The organism is Vibrio sp. (assembly GCF_984391705.1).
The window spans coordinates 1-21,448 of record NZ_CFHWOM010000055.1; the positions used below are offsets into that span (position 1 = coordinate 1).

General features: G+C 42.1%; 29 protein-coding genes and 1 pseudogene. 4 read left to right on the forward strand and 26 right to left on the reverse strand.

Features of this window, described 5'->3' with window-relative positions; all coding sequences use genetic code 11:
• A pseudogene (locus tag AC4MRV_RS18345) lies at positions 1-728 on the forward strand (hypothetical protein); the annotation flags it as partial.
• Between the two features lie 88 nt (positions 729-816).
• Here AC4MRV_RS18345 and AC4MRV_RS18350 read toward each other — a convergent pair.
• Entirely contained in the window at positions 817-1,341 is a 525-nt protein-coding gene (locus tag AC4MRV_RS18350; protein ID WP_491188758.1) for an O-antigen ligase family protein, read from the reverse strand.
• A 173-nt stretch (positions 1,342-1,514) separates the two neighbouring features.
• On the opposite strand from AC4MRV_RS18350, the gene AC4MRV_RS18355 reads away from it, so the two are divergent.
• Entirely contained in the window at positions 1,515-2,846 is a 1,332-nt protein-coding gene (locus AC4MRV_RS18355) for an MFS transporter (protein ID WP_491188759.1), read from the forward strand.
• A gap of 19 nt (positions 2,847-2,865) precedes the next feature.
• Here AC4MRV_RS18355 and AC4MRV_RS18360 read toward each other — a convergent pair whose 3' ends face one another.
• The 17 genes from AC4MRV_RS18360 to AC4MRV_RS18440 form a co-directional block, all read right to left on the reverse strand.
• A complete protein-coding gene (locus tag AC4MRV_RS18360) occupies positions 2,866-3,477 on the reverse strand; it encodes an MSMEG_1061 family FMN-dependent PPOX-type flavoprotein (protein WP_491188760.1) in 612 nt (203 codons plus the stop codon).
• A 72-nt stretch (positions 3,478-3,549) separates the two neighbouring features.
• Positions 3,550-4,176: a LysE family translocator gene (locus AC4MRV_RS18365; protein ID WP_491188761.1), complete on the reverse strand. Its 627-nt coding sequence runs from the start codon at positions 4,174-4,176 to the stop codon at positions 3,550-3,552.
• 176 nt (positions 4,177-4,352) lie between these two features.
• Positions 4,353-4,934, reverse strand: coding sequence for a nucleotidyltransferase family protein (locus AC4MRV_RS18370; protein ID WP_491188762.1), 582 nt, complete (start codon positions 4,932-4,934; stop codon positions 4,353-4,355).
• 88 nt (positions 4,935-5,022) lie between these two features.
• Positions 5,023-5,553: an RDD family protein gene (locus tag AC4MRV_RS18375; protein ID WP_491188763.1), complete on the reverse strand. Its 531-nt coding sequence runs from the start codon at positions 5,551-5,553 to the stop codon at positions 5,023-5,025.
• Positions 5,550-6,059: a hypothetical protein gene (locus tag AC4MRV_RS18380; RefSeq protein ID WP_491188764.1), complete on the reverse strand. Its 510-nt coding sequence runs from the start codon at positions 6,057-6,059 to the stop codon at positions 5,550-5,552. Before AC4MRV_RS18380 ends, AC4MRV_RS18375 begins: the two co-directional genes overlap by 4 nt.
• A 203-nt stretch (positions 6,060-6,262) precedes the next feature.
• On the reverse strand, positions 6,263-6,730 hold the full coding sequence (locus AC4MRV_RS18385) for a GNAT family N-acetyltransferase (RefSeq protein ID WP_491188765.1): 468 nt from the start codon (positions 6,728-6,730) through the stop codon (positions 6,263-6,265).
• 191 nt (positions 6,731-6,921) lie between these two features.
• Positions 6,922-8,190, reverse strand: a complete 1,269-nt coding sequence (locus AC4MRV_RS18390) for a HAMP domain-containing sensor histidine kinase (protein ID WP_491188766.1) — start codon at positions 8,188-8,190, stop codon at positions 6,922-6,924.
• A 301-nt stretch (positions 8,191-8,491) separates the two neighbouring features.
• Entirely contained in the window at positions 8,492-9,043 is a 552-nt protein-coding gene (locus AC4MRV_RS18395) for a porin family protein (protein ID WP_491188767.1), read from the reverse strand.
• Between the two features lie 326 nt (positions 9,044-9,369).
• Positions 9,370-9,822, reverse strand: a complete 453-nt coding sequence (locus AC4MRV_RS18400; protein ID WP_491188768.1) for a GNAT family N-acetyltransferase — start codon at positions 9,820-9,822, stop codon at positions 9,370-9,372.
• Positions 9,823-9,878: 56 nt separating this feature from the next.
• Positions 9,879-10,394 (reverse strand): GNAT family N-acetyltransferase, encoded by a 516-nt coding sequence (locus AC4MRV_RS18405; protein WP_491188769.1) that lies wholly within the window; start codon positions 10,392-10,394, stop codon positions 9,879-9,881.
• Between the two features lie 5 nt (positions 10,395-10,399).
• Entirely contained in the window at positions 10,400-10,915 is a 516-nt protein-coding gene (gene def / locus AC4MRV_RS18410; RefSeq protein WP_491188770.1) for a peptide deformylase, read from the reverse strand.
• A gap of 7 nt (positions 10,916-10,922) precedes the next feature.
• The gene (locus AC4MRV_RS18415) at positions 10,923-11,348 is read right to left on the reverse strand and encodes a GNAT family N-acetyltransferase (RefSeq protein WP_491188771.1); all 426 of its coding nucleotides are present in this window, start codon (positions 11,346-11,348) and stop codon (positions 10,923-10,925) included.
• Positions 11,349-11,385: 37 nt separating this feature from the next.
• Entirely contained in the window at positions 11,386-11,925 is a 540-nt protein-coding gene (locus tag AC4MRV_RS18420; protein ID WP_491188772.1) for a GNAT family N-acetyltransferase, read from the reverse strand.
• Positions 11,926-11,944: 19 nt separating this feature from the next.
• Complete coding sequence (locus tag AC4MRV_RS18425) at positions 11,945-12,511, reverse strand: hypothetical protein (RefSeq protein ID WP_491188773.1); 567 nt, start codon at positions 12,509-12,511, stop codon at positions 11,945-11,947.
• Positions 12,512-12,717: 206 nt separating this feature from the next.
• A complete protein-coding gene (locus AC4MRV_RS18430; protein WP_491188774.1) occupies positions 12,718-13,017 on the reverse strand; it encodes a Bor family protein in 300 nt (99 codons plus the stop codon).
• Between the two features lie 98 nt (positions 13,018-13,115).
• Entirely contained in the window at positions 13,116-14,441 is a 1,326-nt protein-coding gene (locus AC4MRV_RS18435; RefSeq protein WP_491188775.1) for a sensor histidine kinase, read from the reverse strand.
• Between the two features lie 30 nt (positions 14,442-14,471).
• Complete coding sequence (locus AC4MRV_RS18440; RefSeq protein WP_491188785.1) at positions 14,472-15,161, reverse strand: response regulator; 690 nt, start codon at positions 15,159-15,161, stop codon at positions 14,472-14,474.
• Positions 15,162-15,393: 232 nt separating this feature from the next.
• Here AC4MRV_RS18440 and AC4MRV_RS18445 point away from each other — a divergent pair, with 232 nt between their 5' ends.
• Positions 15,394-16,494, forward strand: a complete 1,101-nt coding sequence (locus tag AC4MRV_RS18445; RefSeq protein ID WP_491188776.1) for an alpha/beta hydrolase — start codon at positions 15,394-15,396, stop codon at positions 16,492-16,494.
• Positions 16,495-16,544: 50 nt separating this feature from the next.
• Here the strand turns inward: AC4MRV_RS18445 and AC4MRV_RS18450 are convergent, their stop codons facing one another.
• A complete protein-coding gene (locus AC4MRV_RS18450) occupies positions 16,545-17,234 on the reverse strand; it encodes a hypothetical protein (RefSeq protein ID WP_491188777.1) in 690 nt (229 codons plus the stop codon).
• A 161-nt stretch (positions 17,235-17,395) separates the two neighbouring features.
• Here AC4MRV_RS18450 and AC4MRV_RS18455 point away from each other — a divergent pair, with 161 nt between their 5' ends.
• Positions 17,396-17,935 (forward strand): histidine phosphatase family protein, encoded by a 540-nt coding sequence (locus tag AC4MRV_RS18455; protein WP_491188778.1) that lies wholly within the window; start codon positions 17,396-17,398, stop codon positions 17,933-17,935.
• Here the strand turns inward: AC4MRV_RS18455 and AC4MRV_RS18460 are convergent.
• The 7 genes from AC4MRV_RS18460 to AC4MRV_RS18490 all read right to left on the reverse strand — a co-directional run bounded on the left by AC4MRV_RS18460 (position 17,918) and on the right by AC4MRV_RS18490 (position 21,422).
• Positions 17,918-18,442 carry a DUF6817 domain-containing protein gene (locus AC4MRV_RS18460; protein WP_491188779.1) on the reverse strand — a complete coding sequence of 175 codons (525 nt, stop codon included), beginning with the start codon at positions 18,440-18,442 and terminating at the stop codon, positions 17,918-17,920. The two genes, AC4MRV_RS18455 and AC4MRV_RS18460, sit on opposite strands and share 18 nt — an antisense overlap.
• Positions 18,443-18,467: 25 nt before the next feature.
• Positions 18,468-18,800, reverse strand: coding sequence for a zinc ribbon domain-containing protein YjdM (locus tag AC4MRV_RS18465; RefSeq protein WP_491188780.1), 333 nt, complete (start codon positions 18,798-18,800; stop codon positions 18,468-18,470).
• A 53-nt stretch (positions 18,801-18,853) separates the two neighbouring features.
• On the reverse strand, positions 18,854-19,297 hold the full coding sequence (locus tag AC4MRV_RS18470; RefSeq protein WP_491188781.1) for a GNAT family N-acetyltransferase: 444 nt from the start codon (positions 19,295-19,297) through the stop codon (positions 18,854-18,856).
• Between the two features lie 29 nt (positions 19,298-19,326).
• Entirely contained in the window at positions 19,327-19,971 is a 645-nt protein-coding gene (locus AC4MRV_RS18475) for a glutathione S-transferase family protein (protein ID WP_491188782.1), read from the reverse strand.
• 62 nt (positions 19,972-20,033) lie between these two features.
• Positions 20,034-20,540 carry a GNAT family N-acetyltransferase gene (locus AC4MRV_RS18480; protein ID WP_491188783.1) on the reverse strand — a complete coding sequence of 169 codons (507 nt, stop codon included), beginning with the start codon at positions 20,538-20,540 and terminating at the stop codon, positions 20,034-20,036.
• 34 nt (positions 20,541-20,574) lie between these two features.
• The gene (locus AC4MRV_RS18485) at positions 20,575-20,964 is read right to left on the reverse strand and encodes a VOC family protein (RefSeq protein ID WP_491188784.1); all 390 of its coding nucleotides are present in this window, start codon (positions 20,962-20,964) and stop codon (positions 20,575-20,577) included.
• Between the two features lie 212 nt (positions 20,965-21,176).
• Complete coding sequence (locus AC4MRV_RS18490; RefSeq protein ID WP_491188786.1) at positions 21,177-21,422, reverse strand: Rho-binding antiterminator; 246 nt, start codon at positions 21,420-21,422, stop codon at positions 21,177-21,179.
• Positions 21,423-21,448 lie beyond the last annotated feature (26 nt).

Consider the following 21,448-nt stretch of genomic DNA (forward strand, 5'->3'; position numbering starts at 1 on the left):
GCACTGCGCAAATATTTGGTGAACATGTATTTACTGGCGTAAAAGAAGATCCAGCTGCAACCGGATTACCGAATCAAATTGCAGCCCTTGAGCTTCATGGCGATCACTTCCATGGGCCAAAAATTGCCAATGTGACCTGTCCTTCACTGCATGGTAGCGCTCAATCAAACTCTCAGGTTGCGTTTGCTTGTACTGACGGTGTTGTGCTTATTGACAGCCCAGCATCTGAGCCTCAATACACGAAAATCGCGAACCCAGCCTCTCTTGAAGAAGGCTCACGCTTTGGCAAAGTGTTAGGTTTCAAAGACGCTGATAAGCTGCTGTTTATTAGCCGTACACTGCAAGCGTTCCAACTAGAGCAAGGCGTGCTTGAAGAGATCGTATGGAAAGAGGATGCATCAGAAGGCTACCTTACTTACGCCAATACCGGTTCTACATTCGTGGTACTTTCAACTACAGGTAAGTTAAAAGCGTTTGATCCAGCGAATGATTTTTCTCAAATCTCTGACGTACAACTGTGGGAAACAGTACCAACACTTGCTGACGGCGAAAGGTTCAGAATCAGTTACGATAAGCGCAGCCAGCATGTGTTTGTAACAGATCCAACGAATAACGTCGTTTTCGAAGTAGATTTGGAGAGCCAGCCAACAGTGAAATCACACCAGCTGAGCTTTACGCCTGGTTTGATCACTTGGACAGGGACAACAGAACAAGAGCATCATCACTAATTATTCCAATGCTCAAAAACAAAACAGCGCAGATACACTCTGCGCTGTTTTCATATTAAGGCCTCAATGGGAATACGTGAGCACTCAGTTAATCAATGAGAGGTTCAACTTTTTCTATCTGCTCTTCGAGCTCACTTGCAAACGCTTCTCTTAATCTCTGCGTTAAGACAGGGAGATCATTTCGGTAAAAACTCGCGTTGTAGCCATCGACTCTTGGCGGCAACGATTGAACTAATTGGACTAGAGCTTTCTGAGTCATCTCTGCGGTTTCTTCATCGCGGCTTAGGGCAGGAAAAACATCTTCTTCAATCACACCTAAAAGACCCAACATCAATTGCTCATAGTGGGCGACGTTTTCTGGTGTCATTGTTTGATAAACAAAGTAATAGTTTGCGATTCGATAAATCGCATCCCCTTCTTTTTGGGATAAACAACCAGATCCTGTTAGTGGCTTTGTTTTTGACTTAAAGCGCTTTTTCAGTTTTTCGACACGCGAGCCTAAGGATTTTTTCTCGCTTTGTTCTTGGCTTTTCTGCTTGTTGTAATGATAAAAGTAAAAGGCGATAAGTAGGAGCATTACAACAAGTAATGTGATGATTAGAAAGAATGGCATAAGTTACTGAACTAAAGAGGCTATAGTTATTGAATATCGGAAAATTATATAAAATCAACTTTACGTGATCAAAACCTCTTTGTTTCTAATGATGTCACACTCGCAAACCCATCTTAGATAAAATGAGGAGACAACCCTTAGTGAATAGCACAATCTCGTAGCTGGAATAACTAATGACGCTCAAACAGATCCTTCAAATCCGCAATGTACGTTGCTATCTAATGTTTCGAAGCAGTTACTTTGCGCGCTTTTACTATCCCGTTTTTACTCTGTTGTACCTCGATTACGGCTTAACTTTGTCGCAGTTTGCCATGCTAAATGTGGTCTGGGCTGCGACGATTGTGCTGGCTGAAGTCCCTTCAGGCGCATTCGCCGATACATTGGGTCGAAAGAAGCTAGTGGTGCTCTCCTCTTTAGTTATGTTTATCGAAATCGCAATGATAGCTTTCGTACCCACAGGTAACTCTAGCGTGGTATTCGTTGTGTTTTTGATAAATAGAGTACTGAGTGGGTTAGCAATGGCCTTGGCAAGTGGTGCTGACGAGGCACTGGCATACGACACTTTGAAAGAACAAGGTAAAGAAGAGATCTGGCCCCATGTCCTGCAGATTCAACTTCGTCTTTCATCGGCTGTGGGGATTGTCATCACCTTGTGTGGAGCTGCAATGTACGACGTGAACTTCATGACCAATATTTACCAAATTATCGGCCTAGAGCCACCCGAAACAACGCAAGATATTATGCGTATCCCTGTTTACGCTACCCTATTTGTCGCGATGTTCGCTATATATTCGGCGATAAATATGGAAGAAGAGCGTAAACCTCTACCAGAACATCACGATGGCGTCACTTCAACCTTAGCAAGCCTGAAGCTAACAATGAATACCGCGCGTTGGGTTCTATCCACGCCATACGTGTTGTTTATATTACTCTATTACAGTTTATTCGAGCATACATCTCGCATGTTCTTAACTATGAACAGCCAATACTATCTCTCCATCGATATACCCATCATTTATTTTGGCTTCATAGGTGCTGGAATCAGTGTGTTGCAGATTATATTGGCGGGGCAAAGCCGTAAATTGGCCGAGCACGCGACACCGAAAAAGTTCATCGCTCTAGCGGGCTTGGCAACAATCGCCACCTACTATTGGATAAGCCTTGGTTGGCCTATATATGGGGTGATACCCGTGCTGCTGTTAATCTTCATCATTATGACCATGAATATTTTCATTAGCCATCATCTCAATAAAAATACTGAGTCGCACAATCGGGCAACGGTTCTGAGTTTTAAAGGGTTAATGTTTAATTTGGGGTACGGTTCAATCGGCATTTTATACGCCTATTACTATAAGCTATTGTCCCAAAACTATACCGAAGAGCAAATAGATCAACACATCGCATTTTTAGCGTCCCTCTCTTCTTTCCTCTACTATTTCACGTTCTTGTTCATCCTGATTAGTTTATTTTTCTATCGTCAGCACAGGAAGGAAGCCGTCTTTTAATCATTAAGACAAACCGTCGCTATAAATCGGTCTTATAGCGCTGCTTAACTGCTTCATCAGTCTGTTGAACAAACTCTGCGTCAGCTTCAATGTTACCGGCAATTTCTTGACCGAAAGAGACTCTTAGTGGCTCAAGGTACGTAGACGAGTCCCAAGCTTTGCTCCGCAAAAACGCTTTGCCGCAATGGAAGTAGGCATTTTGAACTGAGATTTCAAGAACAAGTAGTGCTCGATGGGTCTTACCCGATACTTGATCACAAATGTTTCCGTCCAGCAATTTGCAAGAGCCATGCACTCGTAGGGTTTCTGTCGTTCCCGGTCGAAGAAAGAGCAATCCTACTTTGTTATTGGTTGTAACGATATTTTGTAGTGAAAAAGCCAATTTATTACCACGCAGCTCAGGCATCAAAAGTGTGTTGGCGTCTTGAACCTGCACAAAACCGGGCCTATCACCTTTGGGTGAAACGGTTGGGAAACCCAAGTCATCAACCGTAGACAACATCACAAGTGGAGACGTTTGAATGAACGCCTGCATTCTACTGTTAAGAGTTGTGTAAATTTTCTTACTGGCTAATGGGTTAGGTTCACCGACAATCTGTCGAATAGATTCCAACGTATTTAGCTCTTTCATATGCAATCCTTGCTGAGTGAAATATAGCTCTATGCTCAATAAATTTGGTTGTCGGTCAAGATGCGCGAGTCATTAACGCTGCTTCATGAATGCTACCGCTAGACCAGAAGAAATAAACGTGACACCAGCACCAATGTTAAGCCCTGAAACCAACTTAGGTTTGTTCCTAAACCATTCCGAAAGCTGGGAAGAAAAAATCCCCATTAAACTGAAGCCAATCGCAGTTAACAAAGCAAACCAAACACCGTAACCGATCATTTGTGCTGTAACAGAACCCAACTGGGGGTTCACAAATTGAGGGATAAATGCCAACACAAACATCCCTGGTTTAGGGTTTAGTGCCGCGGAGAGAAAGCCCGTTGAAAAGATAACTTTGAAAGACTGCTTTTTCGCAGACTCGAGTGAAAACAGATTTTGACTACGGAGCACTCTTACGCCTAACCAAAGCAAATAAGCAGCACCCACTAGTTTCACCACATAAAAAGCAAATTCTGAGGTTTGAATGAGCAGCGTAAGACCAAATGTCGCTGCAATCACGTGGAAAAGAATACCAGCACCCGATGATAATCCGGAAGTTAACGCCGCCCATCGTCCTTGACTAAGCCCTCTTCCAATCGCAAGCAAATTATCTGGCCCCGGTGACACCACTAACAATAAACACGCTAACGTATAAGGGATAAAAACTTCGAGTGGGAACATATAACCTCCTTGTTGTATGCGCACATGAATCAATACACGACTTACACCAAGAGTAAGCAGTCTTTGATCACTACTTCAACAACCAATCGTATTATTTGTTGATAATCTCGAAAGAAAACACATTCTCTGCGAAATCAATAGACACTAAATGCCTATCAGCCGTAACCATAGCAGCGCTAATTTACCCCAGACCATGGTACGACCGTGATCTGAGGCCAACGAGCCAAATAGCTTTTAGTCATTTTCAAATAATTTGCTTCGATCATTGCCACTTTATTGGGCTTCACCACCATATTGAAGGCATCCTCTAACCCATAGGGAGCGTAGATCTTTAATCTATCTTTGCAGTCAAATGTTACGCCAATTGCAAATGCTGATAACCATGAATTAATTCCCTGCTCTACTTTGATGTATGCCGGAATTGTACAGCCAAACTTATCAGGGTAGCGAATATGCAGCTGAGCTTGATTTTTTACGTCTATCTCTATCGAATGAGTTAGATTCTGGGATACACGCTCCCTAAAGAGCGATTCTTGAGTCAATAACCCATCATCAAAGTAGATAATGTCTAAATCCTTAATACCGTCAGTAAGCGCTCGACCAAGGTTATCATTCCAAATCACTTGAGTGATGGCTCCACCAGCTAGGTAAAAGTTTGGCATTCCAACTGCTTGGCACACTCGTAAGGTTTCCGTAATTTCTGGTACAAAGGATATTAGTGTTTTTAGTTTCTGCTGCAAAGGTTGCAAAATATACATCCAAGGTTCTTATTAGAAATGACAAAGGACATCGCCATGATTCGAGACAAACGAATTTGACTGATGCCCTTTGATTGCCTAAACATCGCTAATCTGTCAGGACGAGCTCTTTCTTTTTCGCGACGCAGATAACTTGCGTACCCGCGATGAGGTCATGGATACAACGCTTATCTTTTCTAAAAATAAACAATGCATCTGCCAATGGAACAAAACTGCCGATATAAGGAATATAAGATAATACGGTGACCGGAATAGAGCGTTTTAACAATAATTTTGGCAGCCCTAATAACTGATTATCCATAGTTACAATCGCTATATCGAACACATTTTTTCCTATTGTTTGTCCATACTTATGCAATAAATATCCATGACACAACAAATAAGTTGCCGCTCCATAAGCTAAAAACAACAACATGTTTCCGATGGAAGGAGGTTGCGTCTCAGCTAACAAGGACTCAAAATCTAACACCCAGAGTAATGGAACGAAGAAAACTAGCGCAATCAATCCGTCTATAATGGCAGCCCACAAGCGCGCCCACCGAGAAGCTAACTTTACCGACTTAACATTCCCTTGTTCTTCCACATCACTAGATTGGGGTTGTAAAATATCATCGCTCACAATTGTTTCTCCGATTCCTTACGCTGACAGTGGAAAACTGGCCCACTGCCTAAACCAAGCATTGTCATATACTGCGTTCCCTTTAACTCAATATCATAAGCACTTGTGAGTTTCTTTGGCATCTTTCGCTTAACAGAGTAAACGAAAAACTCGGACTGTTTATTGTTAGCAATCATATCGTGGTTTTCCGCTCTCTCGAAAAGCGTATTTCCTGATACGTTCCAACTGCCTTCTGCGGTCGCGGTTAAAGACATCGGGTCTTTAAATTTACCAACCACTGCCTCCATAGTCCCTTTGCTATTAAAGTGGCCATCAGCAGAATAAGTCACATTTACGAAAAACGTCATCTCTCGTCCATTATATTGGCTCGTCGTTTGGCAATCCCAATGACCAATAATATTCGCTCGTTCTAACTCAACAAGAGGATCGTTCTTAGGCTTGGAAGGGCTATTAGATGCACACGCACTCAAGAACACAGCAGAAAGCAAAAGAGAAAAGTGTTTCATTATTTTTATTTACCTAACATCAACTTCGGTTCGATTGCTTTCGATACTAAACAATCAAACCATTCTTTTAGGTAATTATTATGCTTTGTTTTATAAATCTCATCTATAGCCAATTCTAATTATTGGCTTCATATCGATCAGACAAATTTAAAACTGTAGATAAACATAATATTTAATTATCGCAGCCCCAACTAAGCAACAATCTATATTGCTCCTACCATAATATGTTGGGGACCTGCTGCTCCGCCAAGGTATTGCTGATTTGTATCGTTGAAGCCAGCTTTTTGATAGCAAGCAAACGCTCGAGGGTTTTTGCAGTTAACAGTTAAATATATGGAATGATAAGCGCCGTAGTTTTCTTTTAAGTATGGAAACAAGGCTTCTACCGCCTGAGTGCCCATGCCTTTACCTTGCTGATTCTTATCTAAAGCAAATGCACGAAGCCCTATCGCACCTTGTGGACAAAACTCATAGCTCTCTGGATAGGCGACATCTAACTTAAAAAATCCGACGATACTATCGTCGCTCTTAATAACATGCAGGTGAGTGGTATCACTTCCATCCAGTAGGAACTCTTCGGCTGTACCAGCGAACTTAACCTGTTCTGGCGCAAGCTCGACCTTTTTCACCTCTTCAACATCATCACTTTTTAATTTTTCGATCTTTACCATTCTATGCTCCAGCCATTATTCATAGGCACCCTAAGCAACAAGAAGTCGCAGCAGTCATTCTGGTTATCTCAGATATCAACATTGTGCATCTGGTTACACTCCGTGCGGATGATATAGGTAACAGCGGTCAACTTCAAATAAGAACCATTACCATTAATAACACACCGGCCCGTAATTAGTTACAGCATCACCTATTGCTTTTCTTCAGGGATCAAGACTGTAAACCTCGCCCCACCGAGTTCACTGTCAGTTACCTCAATTTTCCAATTCAGATTTTTGGCGGCTTGCCCTGCGATGGCCAAGCCGAGACCAAAGCCCCCTTGATTTAGATTACGACTTTTATCTAGCCTAGAGAATGCGATAAAAATCTCCTCTTTCTTATCTTCTGGGATTCCTTGGCCGTTATCATCTACATGGATTAAATACCCGTCTTCACTTTGGCCTATCGCCACTTCGACCTTACCGTTTCCGTATTTATTGGCATTTTTAATCAGATTATCTAGGACTAATTTCGCGTAAAACTCCGGAACGCAGCAGGTGGGATTTTGAAGCCCTGGCTCAACCATTAACAACGTCGTATCCGATTCTGCGATGATGTCTATTCGTTGTTGGCATAACTCTAAAAGGGAGATTTCTGTTGTCGCTAAGCTGACTTCACCACTCTTATTGGTTAACTTAGCTAACTTCAATATATCAGCAGTGAGCATCGATATGTCTTCGATATAGCTATCAATTTGGTCAAATAAGACCGTTTTGTCTTCGATATCATCACGCCTAAGTAAATCACTCGCCATTTGAATGCGTGTAAGGGGCGTGCGAATTTCATGTGGAATAGCATAGGAGAAGATTTGTGCTTGCTTAACTCGGTTCTCGATGTCGTCGGCCATATAGTTAAAACTATCTGCAATCTCTTTCATCGGCGATACACGGCTGGAGTCTGCTCTCGCGGTTAAGTCACCGTCACCAAAGGCTTTTTGAGTCTTAAGAAGTTTTCGAACTCGTTTGTTAATCATGACTAATGGGACATAAATCAATACTCCCAATACAATACCAATCATGATGAAGAGCATGATTACAAAGTGGTTGTCCGCATCTTCATACCACTCTTCTTGAAGTGTAAACGGGTCTTCAATTTCTGTCAGCAGTATAAATTGATCACTATCTGGGATTGGAAACGCTGAAGAGAAGTACTGATCATCTCGAATGTACACTTTCTGGCCATGAAAGCTAACCAACATCCGACAATCCGGGCAGTTGTCTCCCGCTATCTCACTGTTATCCACCAAAGCTAGCTTATGGGAGTAAAAGACTAACTCATGAGTATTATTGAGCCTCTCATAGAGCCCATCTGGCTTATCTTTCGTATCTAGGTAACTCTGCACATGGATACCCGAGCTTTCGACAAACGAGTCAATATCCGATTGCATCATGTAGCCTTCCGTGACCTCTATAAACAGCACGATCGCGCCAATTATGCTCACAGCACCAGTGATATAAAGATAGGTAAATATAGAGCGACTTTTTTGTGTGTGACCATAGTGGAGCCCGTAAAATCCGTAACCTCAGAGACAGTGTATGATTGAGATGAAGGATTGAACAGACGAAGCCCAGAAACCCACCATCGCGAGACGGGGGCAAACTATCATAAGCGAAGGACGTTTTATATGTCTTCTAACGTGGTAACAATAGATATCAAACAATAAATACAAAAACCGCCAATAATGGCGGTTTGAATTGGCATCCCTGTTCTAAAACGACAAATTAGAACTTGTACTTCAGACCTACGTTCGCTGAGGCCGTATTGTAAACAGCGATGTTATGGATCTCATATGTGGTTTGAGCAGAGAAGTTTTCAGTAAAGTCGTAACCAAAACCTAATCCCATAACCGTCGCAGAATCTGATGCTTTCGTATCTACATCAGCAGGAACCTGTACATTCGTGCTAAATTCCGCGTTTATCTTGTGGTAACCAAGCTTGGCAAACATATTGAAGTTATCGCCAAAATAAATTTTTGGCAGAATATTAACCCCATACGATGTCATAGCGTTTTTGAGCTTAATGCCCATTTCTTCTTCGGTAATCGCGCCTAGGTTTTTATACTCAACCTCAGTGCCAAGCACAAACATGCTGCCTACGACAAAGTCATAACCAGCAGATAACGCATAGCCATTTTCAATATCTGTCGATCCCCCAAGTAAGCTTGAGTGGCTCATATTCGAATAAGATGCACTAATGTAAGCGCCATCACGTGCAATAGCAGCACCCGATAATGTTGATGCGATAATGGCTAAGGTAATTATTGATTTCTTCATTGTGTTTCTTCTTGAGTAATAATTGACTAATGCAAAGAAACACTGACTGGAAGTGGCGCTACTTAGTTAACCACAAGCGGCTGAACACATCTCGAATTTCGTGCTTCTTTGACCGAGCAAGATAGTAACAACAATTTATTTGTGGTTATGTAAGACCAAGTAAGGGCTGTAAGTGACAAGCGTGGAGTAGTGACAATGGTAAATAAGAAAGGTAAGAAGAAAACTTATCTCTTTGATTTTAAATGAAAGGTGAAAAATCATTGTAAGGACTCTGGTACAAGCCCTTACAAATTCGACGTCATTACGAGTGTGTGGAGAAACTTGTTTTAGTCACTCCCTTTAGGTAACCGTATAACAGCAAGCATATCGCCATGCTCTTCATCCATAGCAGTATCAACAAAACCAAAACTACTATAAAAGCGCTGGGCGACGGGATTGTCTGGGTTATAACGAATCTCTATCTCTTTCAAACCATTCTTCATTTGAATCTCTTCAAGAGCTAGGTCTAAAGCCAACCGCCCGATCCCATTTCCTTGATAACGTGCATCGACCATAAAACGCCAAATTGATGTTTTTGAACACGTTTCATGAACCCACATGAAAAATCCAACTAATAATTCGTCCCGATAAATTCCTCGAACAACATAGTTGTCATGGTACGCGGCTTCGACAATCGACAGCATATTGGGGGCGAGTAAATACTCCTGCTGTTTAGAAACCTTAAGCTCACAAGCTTGCATGTAGTTTGTTTTATCAATCTCTCTTAACGAACAATTCATAACCTAACCATCTAATAATTATAATATTGAGCTCAACACACTTACAGAAGGATCCACTACACTAGAGAACGATAGAGGCTGACCTTACGTGAGTGACCATGCACGGTCAGCTCTTGGTTTTCAATAAACTCAACCCCTAACTTAGTAATGACTGACTTAGAGCGCTCATTTCCAATCAAGTGAGTAACTTCTAACTCAACGAGCCCCATACGATTCTTGCAAAATTCGATAAGAGCCTTTGATGCTTCAAACGCGTATCCCTTTCCCCAATAAGGTACTCCAATCCAGTACCCTAGGATCCCTACCCCATCATTCAAGGCAGGTAAGCTTACTGCTCCTAAGATGCGGTCATCACCTTTCACAGTTACCGCATACACTACCCCTGAGCCTTCTTCATAACGCTCTCTGTGGGTAGAGATCCACTCAATGGCCATATAAGGCTCGTAAGGGTGAGGAACATTTGCGGTCATCTCAGCGATGACTTTCTCCCCTGCAAGCAACGCAACCCTATCGCAGTCACTCGACCGAAAAGGCCTTAAAATTAATCGGTCTGTTTCAATGTTGGGTTGCATTCGGACTACCTCACATTCTTAGTCTGGGACTTGACGTATCTTTTCACTTTTTTCATTGCCATCTGACGTTTCAAGGGCGAAAGATAATCAATAAATAGGTTGCCAGCCAAATGATCGATTTCATGTTGCATCACGACGGCTAAAAAGTCGTCAGTTTCAATCCTAAGTGGATTACCCTTTCGATCTATCGCTTCAACAACGACCGATGAGTAGCGCTCTACATCGGCATAGTAATCAGGCACTGATAGACAACCTTCTTGCCCTAGGGCTTTATTACTTCCAGCGACCACTTCTGGATTAATTAAGATAAGTGGTTCATCGCGATTATCTGAAAGGTCGATGATAACAACAGCCTCTTTACGGCCAACCTGAGTCGCAGCTAAACCAATCCCATTGTCCGTCGCATACAAGGTGTCTAGCATGTCATCAATCAGCGTTTGAACTGACTCTATATCGTCCACCTTTTCGGCGACAGTCTTTAATCTAGGATCGGGAGCTGTCAGAATTTCTAAAATTGCCATTTCGTCCTTATTCTTCTGATTTATAACGCATTAAGTAGTACTCGCCAAAGTCATCTGAAGCTTCTTCTTCGACAATTAACCCTTGAGAGTGGTAGAAATTTACCGCCTGTACATTTTCCGTCATGCATTTCAAACTAAACTGGGTATACCGCTCTTTAACCGCATTTAAGAGGGTGGCGCCAACGCCTTGCCCGAAAAACTGAGGCGAGACGTATAAGTGGTGAACAAAACTCTCAGGCCGCCATATTGCGGCAAAACCTCGGATCTGGTTTCCTTTTGTGGCAACTAATATTTGCTCACCTAATGTATCTTTATCAAAATCTGTTAATGCAAATTTGGATGTGTCTAGCCAAACAAATGTGGTCGTTCTTGATTGTAAATAGATTTTTCGTAAGTCTTCTGCATCGCCTTCGCGAAATTCTCTAATTTGCAAACATCCCCCTAACGCCTAAATAAGCCGTAATCTTAAACTAACTTTGATCTACTTTCTTACGCTCTAGCCACTCAGAACGTAAAACACCATATTTGATAGAATCGTAGTAGATTCCTTGATAGTACCGAACTTTACGCAAACACGCTTCTTGCGTAAAACCGAGTTTACTCGCGCATGACATCATCCTAGGATTACCAGACCAAGTCGTTAGCCCGACGCGCTCAATTTCAAATGTGGCAAACAAATGCTCTACCCATAGGGGCAGAGCATGGTAAGCAATTCCTTTACCCCAAAACTGCTCATCATAGATAACAATGCCCGCTTCAAGCCAGCGGGTCTCTTCACATTCCCAGTAACTTGTCACTGACCCTACTGGTTTATTATCTATTGTGATTAATTGCGCTTCTTTACCTTCTACTAAGCGTGCAAAAGCGGCCTGAGTATATTGCTCAATTGTCGGCGTTGAATAACCAAAATAGGGACCATTGAACTTGGTCCATTCACTGTTGCTCGTGACCAGTTGGTAAAGTAGGTCAAGCTCGTCCGGCTGCGCGGGACGAATAGAAATGTTATCCATAGGCACTTATTAATTTGAGTTATTGTGTATCTAGCTTGTGAGCAAGCTTTTTAATGTAGGACTTAACTAACTGGTGATTATCTCGACTCGCCCACTTTATACAATCAAATAACTCCCAAATTAGACCTTCATCACCATTGGTGTAAACCGGGAAGTTTTCATGCTTAGGAGCAGGCTCATCGGTTAAGCGACCTTCTACAATATTTGATTTATCGAATAACACTATAAAGGGCTTAGAAATAGAAAATTCTTCCGCTAAATCTACACAATGAATTTCGGCACTTGTTAGGTCAGTGAAGATATATTTTTTAAAACAAGCATTGTCGTTATGAAAGCCCGCTAACTTATAAAATATCTCTTTACCGTATTCAAATTGCTCATAGCAAGATTGCGCATCTGTGGTGTGGAAGTTGTTTTTTGTAAACACGATAATATCAGCATCTGAGACACGATCTCCGCGTCCACCAGCAAGTGATCCAAGCAATACTGCAGCGATAACATCTTCTTGAGGCTGAAACGCCGTCACTGCTGACTCAACGAGCTCTCGCTGTAAAGGAAGGGCCGATAAATCTAAATCATTTCGCATGTCACTTCATTCCTTTGAAAATAGAGAGGGGTAAGTCATTACACGATATCAACTTGGTCACCCTACCTTTCTCAACTTCCACTGTCTAGAGCGCACAATCATGCATTGCAATTGTCAGATAACTCTTTTGCTAACTCATCGCCGGCAAAATAGAAAGCGCCCGAAGGTGAAACTTCGGGCGCCAAAAACTGTTTTACGTCAGTCGGTTACTTGCAGTAAACGCGAGCTTCTCGAGGAGTATAAATACCAAGCGTCACAAACTCTAAAAGCCCATTAACAAATGTCTTCTGAACTTCTACCTTCGCAACTTGCTCTGAACTACCACATACGCCCACAGCATCAACTTCTTTCTTCTGCCCTAAACCATCAATAAAAAAGTGGTGAGATTGTGTAGTCGTTGGTTTAGACATTTCAGCTGCGTTATTCTCTTTAGACATAACAAACGTTTGCTGTGCACAGCCTGTTGCAAGCACTGACAGAGCTGCAATTACGATAACTTTTTTCATTGTTCTCTCCGAATTTACTTAGATATAAAACAGCAAACCGGGATTTTCATTGGCCACCCGTCGCTGCCGGAGAAAATTATTGCAAAGTGGTCAACTCGTTACTGTATGGAATTGTCAGTCAATTCATTACATAGTGGAATCGTTATGATGAACACAGCTCCTTGCAGACGTTCACTTCGAGCGACCTTTACCGCCCCATCGTGCTGATGGCACACTTTCTGGACAATCGACAACCCCAATCCATGACCACTTTTCGCTTTGTTGCGCGCTTTGCTTCCCACATAGAATGGTTCAAACAGTTGAGCCACATGCTCTTCTTCAACACCTGGTCCATCGTCATGAATTGAAACAACCACATTACTTGCTTCTGTTTCAACGTCTATCTCAATGGTGCTTTCTGCGTACTTCATTGCATTGCGAACAACATTGTCTAACGCTCGTCTAAGCAGCTTCTCATCCCCGAGTACATTGGCGTTGCTTGCGGAATCGAGACTAGAAATATTTAATGTCAACGCAGTCTCTTTACGCCAGCGATGAAGATTCTTGCTAACCACTGCGCCTATATTAACGTCAGCTTTAGCTATCTTGTGCCGTTCACTATCGAGTTTTGCATAGCAGAGTAATTCGTCCACCATCGCTTCCATCTCTTCGGTGTCTTCGACAATACTCTCCACAGTTTCACGCTGCTGAGCATTTAGTTCCGTCTCTTTAAGCAATTCAGCTTGCCACTGAATACGAAAGACAGGCGTTCTCAATTCATGAGCGACAGCATTGGTTAATGACCGGTTGCTATCAATCAAGCTCTGAATGCGATCGGCCATATGGTTAAATGATCGATTTAGCGTTCCTATAGCACTACTTGAAGAGGTTTCCGCTCTCGAAGACAAATCACCTTTGGCAAAGCTCAAAGTAACCGATTCCAGCTTTTTAACGCGCCTAAAAATGATCAGAAGATGACCTAAGCTGTATAAAATAAAGCTAGAAACAAAAAATACCCAAACGATGTTGTCTTCTAACTCGACTTTTTGTCTGACTAAACTGCCCTCATTTGGTATATAGCGATATAACAGTTCCGAGCCCGCCAAACGAAACCATAGAATCCTATCTTCATCATAAAGTATTGCAGGAGTTAAACTGCTTACGAAGTGCGACCTAACCAAGTCCGGTAGCTCACCATGAAAGGTAAATTGCTGAATAGATTGTTCCGTTGTTTTTGCAAACTGGTTCATAGCCTGATGCGCAGCTTCTAAACCCTGACTACTGGCAATATTTTGCAGCATTTCTTGATGAGCTAAGGCTTCATAGTCTTCAAGAATAAATTCATAGTCGGTGGTCATCTGGTACACCGCAATATCATAGGCAATGACACCCACTATAAAGCAGCCCATTAAGCCTAAAATTGATTCCAAGTAGATTCGTCGCATCGTATATCTCTTTATCGACCTATCCGAAAGTCATGACTTCCATGCGTGTGAGACAAATTGATAACCTTTCCCTCGCACAGTTTGAATTTTTTCAGCAGGATTCATGTCATCACCAAGCAGTTTACGCAAGCGTACGATCTTATTATCAACCGTACGGTCTATCCCATCGTATTCAATGCCGCGTAGTTCTAAAGTCAATGTATCCCTTGAAAGTACGGTGTCTGAATGCATTGCCAGAAGCCATAACAAGTCAAACTCACTGTCTGTCAAAGATATGACCTGGCCATTCAACTCACATCGCTTATAGGTGTTTTTCAAAACCAAATCACCGAAGCTGAGTTCGTTATCATTGTCTTTTGCCACGGCTTGTTCTGCACGTCTTAACAGGGTTCTTATGCGAGCCAGTAAAACTCTCGGTTTAATTGGCTTTGTTACATAATCATCAGCCCCCGTCTCAAGGCCTGCGACATGGTCAAAATCATCATCGCTGGCGGTAAGCATTAGAATTTTACCCTTGTAGTGCGCGCGAGTCTGTCTGCAAATTGTCAGGCCATCCATGACAGGTAACATCAGATCAAGCAACACAATGTCAGGCTGATGTTGAATGATCACCTCTACAGCATTAAGGCCATCATCCAAAGTTTCCACCTGAAAACCTTGCGCCACAAAATAATCTTTTAGCATACGTTGAAGTTTTAAATCATCTTCAACGATGAGCATCGAATTGGCCATTACTGAACTATTCATTGTTATTGTTCTCAATCTTAATTAACAAACGGCGACAAAAAGGAAAAAGCTTAACCATGAACCAATGGTTCCAAGAGTGATTAAAACCGTCAATATCTTCGTTGGTATTGTAATGGTATCGCTATACATTTCCATACATGAACACGACAGTAAATTTTATTCGTAATCCATAGAATCCTCCCCATCAATCAAATGGGAAATAACAATGAATAAATCGAAATTAACTTTACTGCTGGCACCATTAGTTATTTTGGCAGGCTGTAACTCTGGCTCTAGCTCAAATAATATTGATAAAAAGAGTGTAACGAAGCCAGTCGCTGACTATACGTTTTCAAACAAAGAACTGATGAGCTTAATGAGTGAACGCGAAGAAATTCTTAATTCAATACGCATCAATTACCAAGGCAACTCATACGATAAAATTCTGTTTGCCGAAAACTTAAGTGAAGAGCAACTTGTTATTAAGCTCGCCGACCAAAACAATAATAAGATTGATTTCATGCTCTCTTCTGATGACGAGGTAAAATGCGTCATCTACAGTTCCAACACTCAAGTCGATGTCTTTGATTGCGACAGCTCGACACAATCGACTTCTGGCGAGTCAACCCTTATTCAATCAACAACACAGCTTGCCAGCCAACCTATTCAGGTTGAATTTATCAGTGACGCGCCTGAATATATCGCAAGTGTAGGCTCTACCATCTTAACGGCGACGCAAAATAACAACCAAGTTGATATCGTCACATCATTTTCTTTCAACGATTTCTATCGTGATGTATTTAACATCACTGATGAAACAGAGAAAATTCACTCGACTCTAGGCGTAACCACCTTCTTACAACTGTCAGAAATTGTTAAAGAAAATGTCGGTACTAATATGATCATGAAGTTTAACAACGACATCGGTGGCAGCGCGGACGATGACATCAACATGTACACAGGTCTCATGATTCACAACCACCAAATGTCTACGGTAGTAACGCCAACAGGTTCAGTATTTTCTGGTGGAACCGACCTATTTGCCGCTGGTAACCCACGCATTCTTCAACGTTCAAACAACACTGATGCGATTGAAACTAATGAGCAAATTGGCGTCCATAGCTGGAGTGATGGCCAGAACTCAGCTAAAGATATTCCCTACACCGATACAAGCCACCGTAAACAAGCGACGTTCTTTAACACTGTAATGGGAGAAAAAGGCATCGACTTTTATGTATTCACACTAGATGCAGCCCCATTTGATGGTGCTCATTGGATCACTAAATCCGATTCTGACAAATACGGCTTTATCACCGAAATTCAATAGAAAGGCAGTGTTTCTAGAAGTGCCAACACCTTGTTGGCACTTTGACATTGTTAACCTAGGCTAGTTACGAGCATGACCGGCGTCATTGGCCACATCATTAACATACTCAAGTTAAAGGTCCAGTTAGATTGTAGTTGGTAAGGCAAAGTAATATCTGGATGGGTCAACTCCCCCAACTTTAGTGCTTCGTTAAACTCATAGCTATTTAATCGTACAAGCTGCTGCGCAACACGAAATACCGGTTCAAATGATGTCCCCAGATCATGATGGCTAATCTGCACTTCAACCAATTGCCACTGATTATCATCACAGGGTATACGCTGTCTCGAAACGACATAACGCTGACCATGTTCATCTGGCTCCGATTTAATCTTTTCTAGGCTAAGGTGGCTTGAAAACGTATACCCCGGCTCATACTCGACAATCTCCCACCCGCAGCTGGCTTGAAACGTATCACCAATGGTTGGATAAATGATTTTATTCGTAGGCGCATTCCACCCAAGGATCACTAGCCCTAATGCTGTTGTAACGACAGGTAATACCCACCACTTTTTTGACAACTTATACCACGCCCAAGCGTACACAGGCGCGAATGGTAACGCCAAGAAGAACTTAGTGAATCCCTGGTTTACAGCGCCCGCCAATAAGAATACGAAACAAAGAATCACAATAAATAAGAAAATTATACGCTTCACAGGTTCAGTTAAATGCAGTTTTTTAATTTTGCCAATTGCTTGCATAGCTACGTAACTTCATTCCTATATGACCAAGCTTTCATTAGAACACCCAATTTTATTTTATAAATTGATGTCACTCCCACATTGTAAATATGCAACCAATTGTTTTCATGAGCAAAGAGTGGCAATCTCCCAAGCAAGATTAATTAAGGACACAAGCTAATATGGAAATTACGTTTGTTAGGCATGGCGTGCCTGACTATACCCTTAGTGACCAGCGAGAAATGAATCAGCTAGAAAAAGATTACGCTCCGCTTGATCGTTCACATCTAACACCCATTTATGATTTGACAGAAACTTTGGACAAGCTTGGCGCAGAGATCATCATCTCATCGCCTTATACACGAGCCTTGCAAACAGCAGAGATCATCAACCGAACTTTGAATCTAGAGCTTTTCGTGGAGCATGACTTACGCGAATGGAGAGCTGATTTGTCCGGCGGGTACATCCCACTAACAGAGCGTGATCGTCGCTGGGCAGAATATAGACAAGCATTAAAACTAGGCAAACCTAAACACGACACGGCTTATGAAACTCATCAAGAACTAAGAGAGCGAGTAATTGATGTACTGGATAAATACACCAACTACTCCAAGGTGATTGTCGTTTCGCACTTCAATGTCTTCGAAAGCCTCGCTGGGTACCAACCGGAATCAATTGGTTGCGCAGAGTACAGGAAAATAAAGCTAAGCGAATGCCGATAAATACGCGTCGCGTGCTGAAGCACTCACAAAGCGATCCATCGCTTGAAAGAGTTCAAAAAGCTCAACGCCATATTGAGCTTTAAACTCAGCGCTCGACAATACGAGCTCTAACTCGTTCGCTACAGTGAGCTCGCTCATATCTCTCGTTTGTTGGTCAGATAGGACGAAGCACTCACCTGTAAAACGGTCTCTAAACTCTATTTGAGCACTGGTGGAAAACTGAGGAAATACATAATCTCTGTCGCACGCGCAATAGAGATATATGAGTTCTTCTTCATCTTGACCCACCAACTTTGCAATCTCTTTACGCTGATTCAAAGAGACCATGTTTTCATCAAACCCAGCCGTGCCATAGGCTGCATGATAAAGGCCTGCAACCCGAAGACGCTCACTCGCTCCCCACTGTCCAAGGAGCTTCTCTGTGCCAAGTAAGTGAGACTCAAGAGTTCCATTCAGATGCTGGAAATCTCCAGCACCCAGCTTCTTCAGTAAATTAAACTTATCCATAAGTGACTGTCCTATCGCGCTAGCATTAAGCCTTCTTAACAAACTTAGCCGTTACCATCATTTCACCAGCGCCATCAACTTTACAATCAAGCTCATGATCTTTACCTTCCACGATTCGTCTTACCACGGCTTTAGTACCAATTTTTAGTACCAATGAACTACCTTTAACTTTTAGATCTTTCGCTAACGTTACTTTGTCACCTTCTGCTAAAGCCGTACCGTTGGCATCTTTCGCAACAAATACGTTTTCATCCACTTCCGTTGGGTTCCATTCATGCGCACATTCCGGGCACACCAACTGGCTTTGATCTTGATAAACGTATTCTGATTGACAGTTCGGACAAGGAGGTAGAGACATAAATTACCACTTTCTAATCATAATATTGGCTCAACATCATATAGGTAGCACCATTATCGAGTCAAAGTCATGGGTACAAACCGAATACCATTGAACTCCGACTCCTCTCCTGTCTGGGCAAAGCCATAACGTTGATAAAAACCCTCAGCGTTCACTGACGAGCGCAGTGAAATACGCTTCTCTTGAGTTGAACGGAGTAATTCATCCAATAGAAGTGCGCCTAAGCCCGTCTTTTGTGCTGACTTCGCAACAAACAAATGAGTGAGATAGTTCCCTTCTCTCAGAGCGGCAAAACCGACTAATCGATTATTGTCTATTGCTTTAATGCTATAAAACAAATCTAGGTCAAACGCCGTTTTGACATCTTTTAGTACTCGAGATTGAAACTCATCTCGTCCTTGCCTAGTGAAATGAGGCAGCACATCTTGCTGCGCTACCTCTTCAATCAAACATTTTACGGCCTCTAAGTCTTTAGGAGCTACAATTTCAATATCCATATCTACCTCTTTAACGTCGATCTAACCGCTTATTCAGCATTGAAAGGCTTCAAATCGATCCCTTCAATATCGCATACAGCTTTAATCGTTGGGTGGGCCGCTAACTTGTTCAGATACTTGGATAAATGAGGAAAAGTTATCGGCGAACGTTTAACTGGAAGTGACCACTCTGCGAGCATGAAAAGGAAGTAGTCACATGCTGAAAAACGATCTGCAATCAAGTACTCATGTTTTGCTAACTGATCATCAATAATGCTCAGCGCATCTGCTATTCTATCGTCCTGCGCTTTAACGACATTAGGAATAGAAGACTCATCGGAAGTATGACGATGCGGGTAATAACGCACCATGAGTTCTGCTTGCAAGGTATTGTTTAAAAACGCCAACCATTGAAAGAAAATAGGACGCAGTGGATCGCCAATAGCAGGAATTAAATCAGCGCTAGGGTTTTGTTCGCACAAGTGAATACAGATCGCAGGGCTCTCGAAGATTGCTTGGCCATTTTCAACTAAGGTAGGAATTCGGCCAGCAGGATTAAGTTTCAAATACTCCGCCGATTTCTGACCGTTGCTTTTCTTATCCACCAGCACCAATTCGTAATCAGCTTTCATATGATGGAGTAAAAAATGAGGTGCCAAGCTGGCATTATTTGGATAGTAGTAAAGCGTATACACTAACGAACTCCCTTCTTAAGTGATTATTAAATTGAGCATCCATTGCCTACGGTTGAATGCAATTAAGTAACTTTAAAACGCAAAAAGTGCATCTCTAAGTCAACATCTTGTTCCAGTCCATATGTAAAATCCTCTCCAACTAAAGACCTTATGGCAGAACGCCAAAAACACAATGCGCCAGAGTTTTCTTGCAGTACTCGAACTTGCCAGTCTCCTAAATGCATGGACACCACGGTTTTTAGCGCTAATTTACCCACACCTCTGCCTTTATACTTCCTCAAGATAAAAAACTGACCTATATCCCATAAATTCGGGTTACTAGGATATTTGCGAAGCAAAAGAAAACCGGCTATATCACCATCCACAGTAATAAAATATGGAATGTGGTCAGCTTCATTCCAGTAAGGTTCCAATACATGTGGAGGAAATCCAAATTCTCCACAGGCGTTAGGGCCCCACTTGGTAAACTCTGACATATCATACACATAGTATTTAAACATGTTTTCGATAATGTATTTCTTATCAGGCGAGACCACTTCTAAGCAGACGTCCATTGCAAATAATTCCATTCGTTGTTATCAGGTGCATATTAACGCAAAGACACTACACCGTAATCTCAATTCGATTGCCATCGGGATCTAAAACTGCGCTTTCATAATAACCATCCCCCGTCCTTCTTGGGCCATCGAGTTTTTCGTATCCATCTAAGACTAACCGCTCCGTCAAGCTATCAACGGCTTGCTCCGAACCAACTGACATCGCAAAGTGAATCAAACCCGTGAATTGTTCATAAATGTCATCTTTTGATTCTGGGACACTTGGCATCTCCATCAACTCTAAACGAGAGCCGCTATCAAAAGAGAGAAAATACGACGAAAACTGTTTTGTGGGGTTATAGTACTTATCGTTCGATTCCGCACCAAAGTAGTTAATATAAAAAGCGCGCAGAACCTCTATCTGTTTAGTCCAGATGGCAATGTGTTCAATTCTCATGGAAAGCTCCTGTCTGATATTTATTTCAGACTAGCGAGTTGCGACGAATCAAAACAGAGCCTATCTCACAACAAGTCTTTCCTATTTTTGTTTTTTCCATGGGCTTTCAAGAGCACTTCTACCGTTCAATCAGTATTGCCATAACTCACCCCATACAAGATGAATTAAGGCGCCAAAACACTCCTGAGAACCATATTGAGCAAGTGTATTAATTAAACAAACGACTTAGTCTTGAAGTGAGGGTTTTCCACTCGAACATCCAATCGAGCAATATCATCCAATTTAATAAGGCTTGGGTTGCCGTCAGCTTCAATCAAAATACATTCTTCTCGCTGGTTATTTCTCGCGGTATCCATCGCAATTCCAATAACCTCATGTCCAGACTTCAAGTGAAGCAATATCGGATAGCGGTGCATACACACTATTTCGATATAATCGTAGTCACTGCAACTTATCATAAGCTCCTCCCCTAATCGGTTGATAA